Source organism: Pseudorhodoferax sp. Leaf274, assembly GCF_001422445.1.
Taxonomy (GTDB): Bacteria; Pseudomonadota; Gammaproteobacteria; order Burkholderiales; family Burkholderiaceae_C; genus Pseudorhodoferax.
Window position 1 is genome coordinate 66,203 of record NZ_LMNA01000026.1, and the last position, 13,898, is coordinate 80,100.

Below are 13,898 nucleotides of genomic sequence, written 5' to 3' on the forward strand. Positions count from 1 at the left end.
TAAGAACAATTCTTATCCACCCACGCCACAGCCCGGCCGCGGCCAGTCGCTCCGCTGCGGGAATGGGCAACCGTCACGGGCCGAGCCTTGCTGGAGCGATACCACCGCGAACTGCTGAACTTCCTCGCCCGCCAGGTGCGCGACCGCGATGCCGCGGCAGACCTGGCGCAGGAAAGCTATGTGCGCGTGCTGGCGGTGCAGCATGCAGGGCAGGCCATCGTCGACATGCGCGCCCTGCTCTACCGCACGGCGCACAACCTGCTCGTCGACCGCCACCGCCGCGCCGCCGTCAGGCGGCATGACGACCTGGATGCGCTGGCCGAGCACGAACAGCCCCATGCCCCCGCGCACCTGCAACCCGAGGAGGCACTGGCCGCGATGCAGGTGGTGCGCGCCTACGTGGCCACCATCGAAGCCCTGCCCCCGCGTTGCCGCGAGGCCTTCGTGCTGCACGTGTTCGACGGGCTCAGCCATGCGCAGGTGGGCCAGCACATGGGCATCTCCGCCAGCATGGTGGAAAAGCACATCGTCCGGGCCATGGTGGCGTGCAAGCTCTGCGCGCGGCAACTGCGCGAAGGCCGGCAGGGTGGGTGATCGCCCCGGCTGCTGCGTCTACATTGGCAGGCCTTTTCACAAGTTGCCATGCGCCTGAGCTCGCCCGTCGCCCATCCGCCCCATCACCGCGCAGCGGCCGATGAAGATGCTGACGCGCGCGAGTTCGACGCCTTCGCGCGCGAGCAGGACCCGCTGGATGTCGCGGCCGCCACCTGGGCCGCGCGCCGCCGCAACGGCCTCGATGCCCGCGGCAACGCGGAGCTGCAGGAGTGGCTCGGTGCCGACCCGCGCCACGCGGACGCGCTGGCGGACATGGACGAGACCTTCGGCGAAGTCGGCCAGTTGCCGAAGGGCGAGGTCGCGCCCCTGCGCGCGGCACTGCCCGTGCGGCCGGCGCGTCTCGCCGCGCCGCCGCGGCCGCCCGTGCCTGAGGCCACGCGCTGGTGGACCGGTGGGGGCCGCCTGTTCCCGCACGCCGCCATCGCCCTGCTGCTGGCGCTGGCCGTCGGCGGCGGCTGGCTGGGCTGGGACCGCTGGCAGCAGCAGCCGACCTTCGTGCAAACCTTTGCCACGGAACGTGGGCAGCAGCGGTCGGTCACGCTGCCCGATGCCGCGTCCGGCGGCAGCGCGCTGCAACTGGACACCGCCACCCGGCTGGAAGCCCGCCTCTACCGCGGCCACCGCGAGGTGCGCCTGGACCACGGCCAGGCCATGTTCAGCGTGCATGCCGACCCCGCGCGGCCGTTCCATGTGCTGGCCGGCCCGCTGCGCATCACGGTGGTGGGCACGCGCTTCTCGGTGCGGCACACGGCCTCGGGCATCGATGCCGGCAAGACCGTGGTGTCGGTCGAGGAAGGCCATGTGCGGGTGTCGTCCATCACGCCGGGCGGCCCGGAGCATGCAGCGGCAGCGGCACAGGCGTCGGTCGAACTGGGCGCCGGCCTCATGGTCACCGCCGGCCAGGACGGCCGCCTCGGGCCGGCCACGCCGGTGGCCACGGCCGCGATCGCGCCCTGGCGCAGCGGCCGCATCAGCTTCGAGCACACGCCGCTGCACGAGGCGCTGGCCGAGTTCGAGCGCTACGGCCGCACCGGGCTCGTGGTGCGCGACCCCGCCGTCGCCGCGCTGCCGGTGGGCGGCAGCTACAACCTGCGGCAGTTCCAGCATTTCGCGCGTGCGCTGCCGGAGATCCTGCCGGTGCGCCTGGTGCCGGCCGGCGACGTCACCGACATCGTGGCGCGCTGAGCAGGCGCGCCACTCCCAAAAAAGTTCTGCCGCGACCTGAGGATTCCGGCCGGCGGCGCGTCTTCAACGGTGACAAGGGCCTGCGCAGCACGCAGCCGCCCGGCATTCCAACACCGTCGAGGAGTCTCCACCATGCGCACTGCGCGTTTCCGTTTCGCTCCCCTGGCACTGGCCGCGGCTGTCGCCGCAGCCCTGGCGGCCACCGCCCCGCCGGCCGCTGCGCAGGCGGCAGCACCCGTCGCCATCGCCATCCCGTCGCAGCCGCTGGCCCAGGCGCTGAACGAACTGGCACGCCAGGCCAACCTGCAGATGAGCTTCCCGGCCGCGCTCGTGGCGGGCAAGACGGCGCCGGCCGTCTCCGGCCAGCTCACACCGCGTGCAGCGCTGGACCGCCTGCTCGCCGGCAGCGGCCTGGTGGGGGTGGTCGAGCAAGGCGCGGTCATCGTCCGCGCGGCGAACACCGGCACCGCCCTGCCCACGGTGGAGGTGAAGGCCGCCGCCGATGCCGCCGCCCCGCCACCGGTCTATGCGGGTGGCCAGACCGCCCGCGGCGGCCGCGCCGGCCTGCTGGGCAACCGCGACACCATGGACACCGCCTTCAGCGTCACGCAGTACACCGCGCAGCTGATCGAGGACCAGCAGGCCCAGAACATCGGCGACATCCTGGTGAACGACCCCTCGGTGCGCAACACCTATGCGCGCGGCGCCGGCCGCGACGAGTTCAACATCCGCGGCTTCACGCTGTTCAACTACGACGTGTCCTTCAACGGCCTGTACGGCCTGTCGCCCCGCAACGCCAGTTCGCTGATCGGCGTGGAGCGCGTGGAGGTGCTGCGCGGCCCGAACGCCCTGCTCAACGGCATGGCGCCGGCCGGCTCGGTCGGCGGCGCGGTCAACCTGGTGCCCAAGCGTGCCGGCGCCACGCCGCTCAACCGCGTCACGCTCTCTACCATCGACGACGGCCAGTTCGGCACGCACCTCGACCTGGGCCGCCGCTTCGGCGCCGACCAGCAACTCGGCGTGCGCGTGAACGCGCTGCACCGTTCGGGCGACACGCCCGTGGACCACTCCAGCGAAAAGCTCGACGCGGTCACGCTGGGCCTGGATCTCCAGGGCGAACGCTTCCGCATCGAGGCCGACCTGAACCACCAGAACCGCACCACGCGCGCGCGCAGCAGCCTGCTGTTTCCGCCGGAGGCCGGCATCGCGGTCGGCCCGGCGCCGGACGCCAAGCGCAACTTCCTGGAAGAGTGGACCTTCTGGAAGGCGAAGGAGACCTCGGCCCTGGTGCGCGCGGAGGTCGACGTGGCGCCGGACGTCAAGGTCTATGGCGCCGTGGGCCGGCAGACCTACGACTTCGCCAGCCTGCAGACCAGCTCGCTGATGCTCAACACCGAAGGCGACATCGTGTCGCGCCCCGCGCGGCTCGACGAGTACGTCGACACCACGACGGCCGAAGCCGGCATCCGCGGCAAATTAAGCACCGGCGCGCTGCGCCACGAGCCGGTGCTCGGCCTGAGCACCTACAACCTCGACCAGGGCACGCTGCGCGCCACGGGTGCGCTGATCCGCTCGAACATCTACGACCCGACGCCGAACCCGCGCCCCAACATTGCGCTGGCGGGCCCGATCCCGAAGGTCGGCGAAACGCGGTTGCGCAGCGTGGCTCTGGTCGACACGGTGTCCTTCGACGACGGGCGCTTCCAGGTCACGCTGGGCGCGCGCCGGCAGAGCGTCGAGACGACGTCGTTCAACGGCGCGACGGGTGCCGTCACGACGCATTACGACAAGTCCGCCGTCACGCCGGTCGCCACCGTCCTCTTCAAGGCGAGCCCGGCGCTCTCCTTCTACGGCAACTACATCGAAGGCCTGAGCCAGGGCCCGACGGCGCCCACCGGTGCCGCCAACGCCGGCGAGATCTTCGCGCCGGGCAAGTCGAAGCAGCACGAGGTCGGCGCCAAGTACGACGCGGGCAACTTCGTCACGACGCTGAGCGTGTTCCAGATCGAGCGCCCGAACGGCTTCCTGAATCCGGCCACGCAGCGCTTCGGCATGGACGGCCTGCAGCGCAACCGCGGCGTCGAACTGCTCACGCAAGGCCAGGCCATGGCCGGGCTGCGCTTGCTGGGGGGCGCCGCCTACACCGACGGCAAGCTCGACAGGACCGAAGGCGGCGAGAACGACGGCCGCACCGCCCCCGCGACGCCGAAGCTGCAGCTCAACGCCGCCGGCGAATGGGACGCGAGCTTCCTCGAAGGCCTGACCCTCACGGCACGCGCCGTGCGCACGAGCGCACAGTACGTCGACGCGGCGAACACGCAACGCCTGCCCGCGTGGACGCGCTTCGACCTCGGCGCCCGCTACCGTTTCTCGACCGGCGCCGTGCCGATCACGCTGCGCGCCACCATGGAGAACGTGGCCAACAAGAACTACTGGCTCTCGGCCGCGCGCGAAGGCCTGACGGTCGGCGCGCCGCGCACCTTGCTGGTGTCGCTGACCGCCGACTTCTGATCCTGTGGGCAAGGCCCAGGGTTCGGGCGCGCTGGCGATCGCGTCGCGCGCACTGGCCGCGGCCGTGGGCGGCTACCTGCTGGCCAGCGTGCTGCCGGTGCCCTTCGCGGCGCTGTGGCCGATGGCGCGCGTCGACGCGGCGCTCGCGGCCATGGAGGCGAGCTTCGCCGTGTACACCGCCGCCGTGATGTGGGCCTTCGCGGCACGCAGTGCAGCCGTGGCGTGGGCGGGCCTCGCCATCGCGCTGGCCTGCGCCGCGCTGGCCGCCTGGGCCGTGCTGTGAGCGGCCCCTTGCTGCAGCCGGCCCTGCGCCTGGCGATGGCGTGGCTGCACACCTGGATGGGCCTGCTGTTCGGCTGGCTGCTGTACTTCATGTTCGTCACCGGCACGCTGGGCTATGTCGACACCGAGATCGACCGGTGGATGCGCCCGGAACTGCCGCCAGCCAGCGTCCCGCTGCGTGCCGATGAGGCAGCGCGCACGGGCCTGGCATACCTCGCAACGCACGCAGCCGGCGCGCGCCGCTGGACGATCTCCATCCCGGTCGACCGCAACGAACCCTACCTGCGCGTCACCTGGCGCGGCGCGCCGGCGGACCCGGCCCCGGCAGGCGCGGCCTATCTCGACCCGGCCACCGGACAAGCGTTCGCCGCACGCCAGACCGGCGGCGGCCAGGCGCTGTACCAGATGCACTGGATGCTGCATTACCTGCCGATTCCGGTTGCGGAATGGATCGTCGGGGTGGCGACGATGTGCATGCTCGTGGCCATCGTCACCGGCATCGTCGTGCACCGGCGCATCTTCACGGACTTCTTCACCTTCCGCCCGGGCAAGGGCCAGCGCTCGTGGCTGGATGCGCACAACATCGCGAGCGTCGTCTCGCTGCCCTACCAGCTCATGATCACCTACTCGGGGCTGGTCTTCCTGATGTTCTCGTTCATGCCGCTGGCCGCCGTAGGGTGGTACGGGCCCGGCGCGCAAGGCAACCAGGCCTTCCTGGAGGAGGTGTTTCCTGCGCCCGCGCGCATGGACGCTGCGGACCGCCCGGTGCCGATGGTGGCGCTGGACAGCTTGCTCGCCGACGCGCGCCGCCGGCTGGCGGGCGCGCCCGTCACGCAGCTGGAGTTCGACCACCCCGGCGACGCGGCGGCGCGCATCACCGTGGTCGGCGACTTCGCTGCCGGCCCGCTGCGCGCCGCCGACCTCTTCACCTACGACGGTGCCAGCGGCGCGCTGCTGTCGTCGCGGCCGCGCTGGAGTTCCGGCCCGAAGGCCTTCCGCGATCTCGTGCTCGGCTTGCACGAGGGCCTGTTCGCCGGCCCGGCGCTGCGCGCGCTGTACCTCGTGGCCGGCCTGCTCGGATGCGCGATGGTCGCGACGGGCCTGGTGCTGTGGACGGCCAAGCGCCGCCAGCGTGCCGAGCAGGAACGCGCGCGGGCACACCCCGGCCTGCGCATGGTGGAGCGCCTGAACGTCGGCACCATCGTCGGATTGCCCGTCGCCATGGCCACCTGCTTCTGGGCCAACCGCCTGCTGCCGACCGATCTGGCCGGGCGCGGTGACTGGGAGTTGCACGTGCTGTTCATCGCCTGGGCCGCGCTGCTGCTGCATGCGGCGCTCCGCCCCGCTGCCAGGGGCTGGCTGGAACAGGCCTGGCTGGCGGCAGCTGCGTTCGCCCTGCTTCCTGTGTTGAACGCCTTGACGACGGCGCGGCACCTGGGTGTTTCGCTGCCGCAGGGCGACTGGGCACTGGCCGGCTTCGACCTCGCGGTGCTGGCCCTGGGCCTTGCGTTCGCCGGCCTCGCCACCAGGCTCGCGCGCCGGCGCAGCGTCACGCGACCACAAGGCCCTGCAGCGTCTCCCTGAAGCGCCGCGCCGCCGGCGTTTCGCGTTCTGCGCGCCAGGCCAGGGCGATGCCGATCTCGGTGTCGGCGCCCGGGCCATGCAGCGGCCGGAAGGCCAGGCTGCGCGTGGCATGCCGCGCGGCCACCGATGGCACGAGCGCCACGCCCAGGCCGCTCTCGACCAGGCTCACCACGGTCTGCACCTGCACGGCCTCCTGCTGCACACGGGGCACGAAACCAGCCGTCTGGCAGGCCAGCAGCGCCATCGCGTGCAGGCCCGGCACGGCCTCGGCGCCGAAGATCACGAAGGGCTCGTCGCGCAGCTCCTCCAGCGCGATGCGGCGCCGCCGGGCCAGGCGGTGCGTCACCGGCAGGGCCGCGACGAAGCGGTCGCGCTCGACCGGCAACAGTTGGGCGCCATGCGCGCGCACCAGCGGAAAGCGCAGCAGCGCGGCGTCCAGCAGGCCCTGCTGCACGTCTTCCAGCAGGCGGCGCGTGGTCGATTCGGCCAGCACCAGTTGCACCTCGGGATAGCGCGCCCGGAACACCGGCATCACCTGCGGCATCAGCGCGTAGGTGGCCGAGCCGACGAAGCCGATGCGCAGGCTGCCGGCCTCGCCGCGCGCGGTGGCGGCGGCCACGCGGCCGAACTGCTCGGTGTGGAACAGCGCGCGGCGCGCGTCCTCGAGTGCCGCGGTTCCCGCGGCCGTCAGCGCGGTGCCGCGGCGCGTGCGCTCGAACAGCTGCACGCCGAGTTGCTCTTCGAGCTTGCGGATCGAGGCCGACAGCGGCGGCTGCGACATGTGCAGCTGCTCGGCGGCACGGTGGTAGTTCAGCGTTTCGGCCACGGCGACGAAGTGGCGCAGTTGTCGGGAGTCCATTGATACAGGCGTGCTATCACAGGCAGGAAAAGAAATATTAGACGCGACGCAGCGGCCGCCGAACAATCCGCGCCCATTGCCCATGTCATGGAGACGAAACGATGGCACCGCTCAAGGGCCTGCGCGTGCTGGACCTGTCCAGCGTGGTCTTCGGCCCGCTGGCCAGCCAGCTGCTGGCCGACTACGGTGCCGAGGTCGTGAAGATCGAGCCGCCCGAGGGCGATTCGACCCGCCACACCGGCCCGGCGCGCGAAGACGGCATGGCCGCCATGTTCCTGGGCGCCAACCGCAGCAAGCACAGCGTGGTGCTGGACTTGAAGCAGCCGGCCGCGCAGGAGGCCTTGCAGGCGCTGCTCGCGACGGCCGACGTGTTCATGCACAGCATGCGGCCGCAGAAGCTGGCCGCGCTGGGCCTGGACCCCGGAACGCTGCGCACGCGCTTTCCGCGCCTGGTCTACGCCAGCCTGCTCGGCTTCCTGCCCGGGCCGTACGCGGGCCGCCCGGCCTACGACGACGTGATCCAGGGCATGTCCGGCCTGGCGGACCTCATGGCGCGCCAGAGCGGAGAGGTGCGCTACCTGCCGACCATCGCGGCCGACAAGACCTGCGCCCATGTGGCGGCCCACGCCATCCTGGCCGCGCTGTGGCAGCGCGAGCGCACCGGCGAGGGCGCATTGGTGGAGGTGCCGATGTTCGAGTCGATGGTGGGCTTCAACCTCGTGGAGCACTTCTACGGCCAGCATTTCGAGCCGCCCCTGTCTGCGCCCGGCTATCCGCGCGTGCTGGCACCCTGGCGCCGGCCCTACCGCACGGCCGACGGGCACGTGGCCATGATGCCGTACACCGACCTGCACTGGCAGCGCTTCTTCGGCGAGGTCGGCGCGCCGCAGCATGCGGCCGATCCGCGCTTTCGCGGCATCGCCAACCGCACGCGCCACATCGCCGAACTGCTGGAGCTGGCATCGACCTACGTGGTGCGCGAGAACACCGCGCACTGGCTCGCCACCTGCGAGCGGCTCGAGATTCCGGCGGCCCCGATCGCGCGGCTGGACGAGCTGCCGCAGGACCCGCACCTGGCCGCCACCGGCTTCTTCGAGACCGTGCAGGACGGCACGCTCGGCACGCTGCGCTTTCCGGGCGCGCCCGTGCGCTTCGACGGCCGGCGCGTGCCGGTGGCGATGCCGCCGCGGCTGGGCCAGCACACGCGCGATCAACTGGCGCGGGCCGGCCTCGGCGCCACGCAGATCCAGGCCCTGCTCGACCAGGGCGCCGCCCGGGAGCACGTGCCGAGGAACACCCCAGGCCACCCCCCAGGAGACACCGCATGAACACCCCCACCGCCATCGACCGCAGCCTGCCCCGCCTCGGCCAGGGCTATGTCTGGCAGGACCTGCAGCTCGGCCAGCGCCTGCGCACCTTCGCGCGCACGGTGACCGAGACCGACCTCGTCAACTTCATCGGCGTGACCGGCATGCTGGAGGCCATCTTCATCGAGGACGGCTACGAGGGCGCGGCCATGGCCGGCCGGCCGGTGCCGGGCGCGCTGACCTATGCGCTGATCGAGGGCTTCATCCTGCAGACCATGATCCAGGGCACGGGCCTGGCGATGCTGGAGCTGCACCAGAAGATCCTCGCGCCCGTGCTGGTGGGTGACACCATCGAGGCGCAGATCGAGGTCACCGGCATCCGCCCCACGTCCAGGAGCGGCCGCGCCGTCGTCGATTCGCGCATCGACGTGTTCAACCAGCGTGGCGTGCTGGTGATGACCTATACCGCCACGCGGCTGCTGGCCGGCAGGGCCTGAGCGGCACGCCCCCCCCAACTACGGAGACACCATGCACATCCCATCCACACGCCGCACCGCACTCGCCCTCTCGTTCGCTGCCGCACTGGCCGCCACGCTGGCGCCCTGGGGCGCCGCCCAAGCCCAGGCCGCCTACCCCGCCAAGCCCATCACCATGGTCGTGCCCTTCCCGCCCGGCGGGCCGACCGACCTGGTGGCGCGCGTGCTCGCGCAGAAGATGTCCGAGCAGATGGGCCAGCCCATCGTGGTCGACAACCGGGCCGGCGCCAACGGCAACATCGGCGCGGCGGCCGTCAGCAAGGCCGCGGCCGACGGCTACACGCTGCTCTACAACACCTCGTCCATCACGCTGAGCCCCTCGCTCTACAAGAGCCTGAGCTACGACGTGCTGCGCGACCTGGCGCCCGTGGCGCTCACGGCCGTGGTGCCGCTGGCGCTGGTGGTGCACCCCAGCGTGCCGGCCAACACGGTGGCCGAGTTCGTGGCCTATGCCAAGGCGCATCCCGACAAGCTGTCCTACGGCTCGGCCGGCAACGGCAACGTGACGCACCTCGCGGCCTACCAATTCGTCCGCGCCCAGGGCATCGTGGCCACGCATGTGCCGTACAAGGGCAGCGCGCCGGCAGACGTCGACCTGGCGGCCGGGCAGATCCAGTTCATGACCGACACCATCAACTCGGTCATGACCTTCGTGAAGGACAAGCGCATCAAGCTGCTGGCCGTGACCACGGCCAGGCGCATGGCGCTGTTCCCCGAGGTGCCCACGCTGGCCGAGACCGTGATGCCGGGCTTCGAGGCCGGCGCCTGGCAGGGCCTGATGGTGCCCGCGGGCACACCCGCGGCCGTGGTGCAGCGGCTGCACGCCGAGGTCGACAAGGCGCTCAAGAGCGCCGATGTGCGCGACAGGCTGGCCGTGCAAGGCGCCGAGCCGCTGGGCTCGACGCCAGACGAATACGGCGCTTACCTGCGCAAGGAACTGGGCCGCTGGGCCACGGTCGTGAAGGCGAGCGGCGTCACGCTGGAATGACGACTGGGATGCTGCCCTCCCAACGCACCACGTCGCAGTCCACCGCCTGAGCCGCGCGCTCCACCACCACGAAGTCGCCCGCATCCACGGCCAGCAGGGCGTGGTGCCAGGTGCCCGGCGCCAGCACCACGCCCTGCGCACCGTCGGTCACGAAGGCCGCCAGTGCGGCCAGGTCGGGCGCGGGCGCGGCAGGCGCCACGACCACCACGAAGCGCCGCTGCCCCAGTGGCACGAAGGCCTGGCTGCCCAGCGCGTGGCGCTCGAGCTCGTCGACGGCGTGCGGGAAGCTGCGCGCCTGGGCGCGGAACAGCGCCAGCATGGCGCGGCCGCCTTCGGCGGACAGGGCCAGGTCGGCCAGCAGGTCGAAGCGCTGCGACGTGCCGCCGTTGATGGGGCGGCCGGTGGCGCCGGCCGGCACCTCGATGACAGTCCCGAACGGGGCGAAGGCGGCCGCGGTCAGCGGCTGGACGGACAAGGTGTTGTGCATGTGCCGATCCTAAGGAAAGTCCCCATGCGGCAGTGCAACACGCGCACCTATGATCCGCGCCCATGCCGCTGGGCCCGTGTGGCCGGCGGCTTTTGTTTTCCATCCCTTCGCCTCCATGCCTCCTGAGAACGACCCGGGCCTGCCCGACGGTCCGCCCCCCACCGACGAACCGACGCGCGTACCCCTGAAGATCGAGGACTGGCTGACCGTGCTGATCATGGCCGCGCTGGCGCTGATCACCTTCGCCAACGTGCTGGTGCGCTACTTCACCGACAGTTCCTTCGCCTGGACCGAGGAGTTCTCGGTCTTCCTCATGATCCTGCTGGCCATGGTGGCCGGCTCGGCCGCCGTGGCGCGCGACCGGCACATCCGCATCGAATACTTCAGCGAGGCCGGCTCCATGGCGCGGCGCAGGCGCCTGGCGCAGTTCGGCGCGCTCATGGTGGCGCTGCTGTTCTTCCTGATCGCGGCGCTGTCGGTGCGCGTGGTCTGGGACGATTTCCGCTTCGAGGAGACGTCGCCCGGCATCGGCGTGCCGCAGTGGTGGTACTCGGTCTGGCTGCCCATCGTCTGCACGGCCATCGGGCTGCGCGCAGTCGGCCTGTTCATCCGGCGCGGGCGCGCGGCAGCCGGGACGGACGGAGACGGCTCGTGATCGCCACCCTGCTGTTCACGGGCTTCGTCCTCATGATGCTCGCGGGCGTGCCCATCGGGGCCGCCCTGGGCCTGGCCGGCGCCGCCTGCATCGCGCTGGCCAATGCCGACGCCCAGTGGTTCGGCCTGCTGGCCGTGCCCCAGAACTTCTACGCGGGCCTGGGCAAGTACCCGCTGCTGGCGATCCCGATGTTCGTGCTGGTCGGCTCGATCTTCGACCGATCGGGCGTGGCGCTGCGGCTGGTGAACTTCGCCATCGCCATCGTCGGCCGCGGGCCGGGCATGCTGCCGCTGGTGGCCATCGTGGTCGCGATGTTCCTGGGCGGCATCTCGGGCTCGGGGCCGGCCAACGCGGCGGCCGTGGGCGCCGTGATGATCGCGGCCATGTCGCGCGCGGGCTATCCGCCGGCTTTCTCGGCCAGCGTGGTCGGCGCCGCCGCGGCCACCGACATCCTGATCCCGCCCTCGGTGGCGTTCATCGTTTATTCGGTGCTGGTGCCGGGCGCCTCGGTGCCGGCACTGTTCGCGGCCGGCATGATCCCGGGCGTGCTGGCCGGCCTGGCGCTGATCGTGCCGGCGGTCTGGATGGCGCGGCGCCACAACATGGGCCAGCTGGAATCCAGCTTGCCGCGTCCGGCCTTCTGGCAGAGCTTCCGCGAGGCCATCTGGGGCCTGGCCGCACCGGTGCTGATCCTGGGCGGCATGCGCATGGGCTGGTTCACGCCGACCGAGGCGGCCGTGGTGGCGGTGTTCTACGGCCTGTTCGTGGGCATGGCGGTGCACCGCACGATCCGCGTGCGCGACCTGTTCCCCATCCTGCGCGAGTCGGGCGAGCTGTCGGCCGTGATCCTGCTCGTGGTGTCGCTGGCCGGCATCTTCGCGTACTCGCTGTCCACGCTGGGCGTGATCGACCCGGTGGCCACGGCCATCGTGAACTCGGGCCTGGGCGAGTACGGCGTGCTGGCGCTGCTGATCCTGCTGCTGATCACGGTGGGCATGTTCCTGGACGGCGTGTCGATCTTCCTGATCTTCGTGCCGCTGCTGTGGCCCATCGTGCAGCACTACCAATGGGACCCGGTGTGGTTCGGCGTGATCCTCACGCTCAAGGTCGCGCTGGGCCAGTTCACGCCGCCGCTGGCCGTCAACCTGATGGTGTCCTGCCGCATCGCCAAGGTGCGCATGGAGGAGACCGTGCGCTGGGTCGGCTGGATGCTGTTCGCCATGTTCCTGGTCATGGTGGCGGTGATCGCCTGGCCGCAACTGGCCCTGTGGCTGCCGGCCAAGCTCGGCTATTGATGTTCCCAACCCAAGGAGACCTGTCCATGAAATTCCGCCGCTCCCTGCTCGCGCTGGCTGCCCTCGCCACCGCCCTCGGCACCTTCTCCGTCTCCGCCACCGCGCAGAACTACAAGGCCGAGTACAAGCTCTCGCTGGTGCTGGGCCCGCCCACGCCCTGGGGCATGGCCGGCAAGATCTGGGCCGATCTCGTCAAGGAGCGCACCCAGGGCCGCATCAACATCAAGCTGTACCCGGGCGTCTCGCTGATCCAGGGCGACCAGACGCGCGAATTCAGCGCGCTGCGCCAGGGCGTGATCGACATGGCCGTGGGCTCCACGATCAACTGGTCGCCGCAGGTCAGGGAACTGAACCTGTTCTCGCTGCCCTTCCTGATGCCCGACTACGCGGCCGTCGACGCGCTGACGCAGGGCGAGGTCGGCAAGGACCTGTTCGCGCGGCTGGAGAAGGCCGGCGTGGTGCCGCTGGCCTGGGGCGAGAACGGCTACCGCGAGATCACCAACTCCAAGCGGCCGATCAAGTCGCCGGAAGACCTCAAGGGCATGAAGCTGCGCGTGGTCGGCTCGCCGCTGTTCGCGGACACCTTCACGGCACTCGGCGCCAACCCCACGCAGATGAGCTGGGCCGATGCCCAGCCCGCGCTGGCCAGCGGCGCCGTGGACGGGCAGGAGAACCCACTGTTCATGTTCCCCGTGCTCAAGCTGCACAACATGGGCCAGAAGTTCGTGACCACCTGGGGCTACATGGCCGATCCGCTGGTGTTCGTGGTCAACAAGGAGATCTGGGAGTCCTGGACGCCGGCGGACCGCGACATCGTGCGCAAGGCTGCGCTGGACGCCGGCAAGGAAGAAGTTGCGCTGGCCCGCAAGGGCCTGGTCGAGGCCGACAAGCCGCTGCTCAAGGACATCGCCGGCTTCGGCGTGACGGTGACCCAGCTCAGCGCCGCCGAGCGTGACGCCTTCGTCAAGGCCACGCGGCCGGTCTATACCAAGTGGAAGGCGCAGATCGGCAGCGGACTCGTGGACAAGGCCGAGAAGGCCATCGCGGCGCGGCCGAAGTAAGGCACCGGGCCACCACCGGCGGCAGCGGCCCGGCGCAGGGGCCGCCGCCCGGCGAGCGCTTCAGCGCAGGTAATCGCCGCTGGCCTCGGGCTGGAACAGCAGGGCCTGCACCTGCAGTGCGGCGGCCCGGCCATCGGGCTGCGCCCATTGCGCCATCTCGCCCACCTTGGCCCCCAGCAACGCCGTGCCGATCGGCGACAGCACCGAGACCTGCCCCTGCGTGGCATCGGCTTCGGAGGGGTAGACCAGCGTCAGCTCGCGCGGCCCGGCACCGGACGCATCGGCCACGCGCACACGCGAGCGCATGGTCACGACGTCGGGCGCCATGTCGGTCGGCGCCACCAGATCCGCGTTATCGAGCAGGGCCTGCACGCCCGCATGTGCGGGGTTGCCGGCATCGACCAGCTTGGCAACGCGCACATGGTCGAGTTCGCTCAAGGTGCGGATCGCCGCCGCAGTGGACACAACATTCATTTCACACTCCTGGTTCGGAAAAAGAAAAAGCCGGGTGGAAGCCCGGCGATCCGATGTGG

General features: G+C 71.2%; 14 protein-coding genes. 11 read left to right on the forward strand and 3 right to left on the reverse strand.

The annotated features are described in order from the left end of the window. Nucleotides 1-87: 87 nt before the first annotated feature. From ASF44_RS20995 to ASF44_RS21015, 5 genes are all read left to right on the forward strand, one after another. Nucleotides 88-594: a sigma-70 family RNA polymerase sigma factor gene (locus ASF44_RS20995; RefSeq protein ID WP_056901203.1), complete on the forward strand. Its 507-nt coding sequence runs from the start codon at nt 88-90 to the stop codon at nt 592-594. Between the two features lie 48 nt (nt 595-642). Then, nucleotides 643-1,800 (forward strand): FecR family protein, encoded by a 1,158-nt coding sequence (locus tag ASF44_RS21000; RefSeq protein WP_082524943.1) that lies wholly within the window; start codon nt 643-645, stop codon nt 1,798-1,800. A 132-nt stretch (nt 1,801-1,932) separates the two neighbouring features. After that, entirely contained in the window at nt 1,933-4,311 is a 2,379-nt protein-coding gene (locus ASF44_RS21005; RefSeq protein WP_056901204.1) for a TonB-dependent receptor, read from the forward strand. A 4-nt stretch (nt 4,312-4,315) separates the two neighbouring features. After that, on the forward strand, nt 4,316-4,594 hold the full coding sequence (locus tag ASF44_RS21010; protein ID WP_056901205.1) for a hypothetical protein: 279 nt from the start codon (nt 4,316-4,318) through the stop codon (nt 4,592-4,594). Next, nucleotides 4,591-6,177 (forward strand): PepSY domain-containing protein, encoded by a 1,587-nt coding sequence (locus tag ASF44_RS21015; RefSeq protein WP_235579295.1) that lies wholly within the window; start codon nt 4,591-4,593, stop codon nt 6,175-6,177. Before ASF44_RS21010 ends, ASF44_RS21015 begins: the two co-directional genes overlap by 4 nt. Here ASF44_RS21015 and ASF44_RS21020 read toward each other — a convergent pair. Then, a complete protein-coding gene (locus tag ASF44_RS21020; protein ID WP_056901206.1) occupies nt 6,143-7,036 on the reverse strand; it encodes a LysR family transcriptional regulator in 894 nt (297 codons plus the stop codon). The genes ASF44_RS21015 and ASF44_RS21020 overlap by 35 nt on opposite strands. A 101-nt stretch (nt 7,037-7,137) precedes the next feature. Here ASF44_RS21020 and ASF44_RS21025 point away from each other — a divergent pair, with 101 nt between their 5' ends. From ASF44_RS21025 to ASF44_RS21035, 3 genes are read left to right on the forward strand one after another with little or no spacing between them, the layout of a single operon-like run. Then, nucleotides 7,138-8,364 carry a CaiB/BaiF CoA-transferase family protein gene (locus ASF44_RS21025; RefSeq protein ID WP_056901207.1) on the forward strand — a complete coding sequence of 409 codons (1,227 nt, stop codon included), beginning with the start codon at nt 7,138-7,140 and terminating at the stop codon, nt 8,362-8,364. Then, complete coding sequence (locus tag ASF44_RS21030) at nt 8,361-8,840, forward strand: MaoC family dehydratase (protein WP_056901208.1); 480 nt, start codon at nt 8,361-8,363, stop codon at nt 8,838-8,840. Before ASF44_RS21025 ends, ASF44_RS21030 begins: the two co-directional genes overlap by 4 nt. A gap of 31 nt (nt 8,841-8,871) precedes the next feature. Continuing rightward, the gene (locus tag ASF44_RS21035; RefSeq protein WP_056901209.1) at nt 8,872-9,867 is read left to right on the forward strand and encodes a tripartite tricarboxylate transporter substrate binding protein; all 996 of its coding nucleotides are present in this window, start codon (nt 8,872-8,874) and stop codon (nt 9,865-9,867) included. Here ASF44_RS21035 and ASF44_RS21040 read toward each other — a convergent pair. Continuing rightward, nucleotides 9,854-10,354 (reverse strand): ureidoglycolate lyase, encoded by a 501-nt coding sequence (locus tag ASF44_RS21040; RefSeq protein ID WP_056901210.1) that lies wholly within the window; start codon nt 10,352-10,354, stop codon nt 9,854-9,856. The two genes, ASF44_RS21035 and ASF44_RS21040, sit on opposite strands and share 14 nt — an antisense overlap. Nucleotides 10,355-10,469: 115 nt before the next feature. Here ASF44_RS21040 and ASF44_RS21045 point away from each other — a divergent pair, with 115 nt between their 5' ends. From ASF44_RS21045 to ASF44_RS21055, 3 genes are read left to right on the forward strand one after another with little or no spacing between them, the layout of a single operon-like run. Next, the gene (locus ASF44_RS21045) at nt 10,470-11,009 is read left to right on the forward strand and encodes a TRAP transporter small permease (RefSeq protein WP_156374620.1); all 540 of its coding nucleotides are present in this window, start codon (nt 10,470-10,472) and stop codon (nt 11,007-11,009) included. Further along, nucleotides 11,006-12,304: a TRAP transporter large permease gene (locus tag ASF44_RS21050; protein ID WP_056901212.1), complete on the forward strand. Its 1,299-nt coding sequence runs from the start codon at nt 11,006-11,008 to the stop codon at nt 12,302-12,304. Before ASF44_RS21045 ends, ASF44_RS21050 begins: the two co-directional genes overlap by 4 nt. A gap of 26 nt (nt 12,305-12,330) precedes the next feature. Beyond that, nucleotides 12,331-13,365, forward strand: a complete 1,035-nt coding sequence (locus ASF44_RS21055) for a DctP family TRAP transporter solute-binding subunit (RefSeq protein ID WP_056901213.1) — start codon at nt 12,331-12,333, stop codon at nt 13,363-13,365. A gap of 60 nt (nt 13,366-13,425) precedes the next feature. On the opposite strand, the gene rnk is transcribed toward ASF44_RS21055, so the two are convergent. Continuing rightward, nucleotides 13,426-13,839: a nucleoside diphosphate kinase regulator gene (rnk, locus tag ASF44_RS21060; protein WP_082524944.1), complete on the reverse strand. Its 414-nt coding sequence runs from the start codon at nt 13,837-13,839 to the stop codon at nt 13,426-13,428. Nucleotides 13,840-13,898 lie beyond the last annotated feature (59 nt).

Excerpts from the sequence above, each read along its gene's own strand:
- ASF44_RS21000 (WP_082524943.1), top strand. The coding sequence starts at position 643 with ATGCGCCTGAGCTCGCCCGTCGCCCATCCGCCCCATCACCGCGCAGCG.
- ASF44_RS21005 (WP_056901204.1), top strand. The coding sequence starts at position 1,933 with ATGCGCACTGCGCGTTTCCGTTTCGCTCCCCTGGCACTGGCCGCGGCT.
- ASF44_RS21020 (WP_056901206.1), bottom strand. The coding sequence starts at position 7,036 with ATGGACTCCCGACAACTGCGCCACTTCGTCGCCGTGGCCGAAACGCTG.
- ASF44_RS21025 (WP_056901207.1), top strand. The coding sequence starts at position 7,138 with ATGGCACCGCTCAAGGGCCTGCGCGTGCTGGACCTGTCCAGCGTGGTC.
- ASF44_RS21030 (WP_056901208.1), top strand. The coding sequence starts at position 8,361 with ATGAACACCCCCACCGCCATCGACCGCAGCCTGCCCCGCCTCGGCCAG.
- ASF44_RS21035 (WP_056901209.1), top strand. The coding sequence starts at position 8,872 with ATGCACATCCCATCCACACGCCGCACCGCACTCGCCCTCTCGTTCGCT.
- ASF44_RS21040 (WP_056901210.1), bottom strand. The coding sequence starts at position 10,354 with ATGCACAACACCTTGTCCGTCCAGCCGCTGACCGCGGCCGCCTTCGCC.
- ASF44_RS21045 (WP_156374620.1), top strand. The coding sequence starts at position 10,470 with ATGCCTCCTGAGAACGACCCGGGCCTGCCCGACGGTCCGCCCCCCACC.
- ASF44_RS21055 (WP_056901213.1), top strand. The coding sequence starts at position 12,331 with ATGAAATTCCGCCGCTCCCTGCTCGCGCTGGCTGCCCTCGCCACCGCC.
- rnk (WP_082524944.1), bottom strand. The coding sequence starts at position 13,839 with ATGAATGTTGTGTCCACTGCGGCGGCGATCCGCACCTTGAGCGAACTC.